1 protein-coding gene is annotated in these 584 nt (G+C 73.1%); it reads left to right on the top strand.

Annotated elements, in window-relative coordinates; translation table 11 throughout:
* Positions 1 to 584, top strand: a 584-nt coding sequence (locus tag CCN39_RS47300; RefSeq protein WP_143264461.1) for a PASTA domain-containing protein, incomplete at both ends; no start/stop codon positions are given.

Here is a 584-nt window from a genome sequence, read left to right as displayed (position 1 = left end):
CCGCGGCCGGTGACGCGCTGCGGGCGGTGAAGCTGAACCCGACGTTCAGCCAGGAGTACGACAACACGGCGCCGTCGAACACGGTGCTGCGCGCCGACCCGGCCGAGGGCACGACGCTGTCGCCGAACGCGACGGTGTCGGTGGTGCTGTCGAAGGGCCGCCCGCAGGTGCCCGACATCCGGCCGGGCACCGCGCTGCCCGACGCCGAGCAGGCGATCAAGGCGTCCCAGCTGACCCCGGTCCGCGGCGCCGACGACTTCGACGCCGAGGTCCCGCAGGGTGCGGTCATCCGCACGACGCCGTCGGCGGGCAGCCAGCTGACCATCGGCGGCCAGGTCACGATCATCGTGTCGAAGGGCCCGATCCCGCTGCCGCCGGTACCGGACGTCACCGGCCGGTCCAAGGACGAGGCGTTCCAGCTGCTGCAGCAGGCCGGGTTCGAGCCGTTCCAGGCGGGCGAGGAGTTCAAGCAGGACGTCCCGGCCGGTGCGGTCACCCGGACCGACCCGCCGGGTGGCTCGCAGGCCAAGGCCAAGCGGATCGGCGTGTTCGTCAACAACGCCGTGCAGGTGCCGGACGTCCGG

The organism is Amycolatopsis kentuckyensis (assembly GCF_002155975.1).
GTDB lineage: Bacteria > Actinomycetota > Actinomycetes > Mycobacteriales > Pseudonocardiaceae > Amycolatopsis > Amycolatopsis kentuckyensis.
Note: the sequence above shows the minus strand (reverse complement) of the source record. Positions and strands in the feature narration are given on the sequence as shown.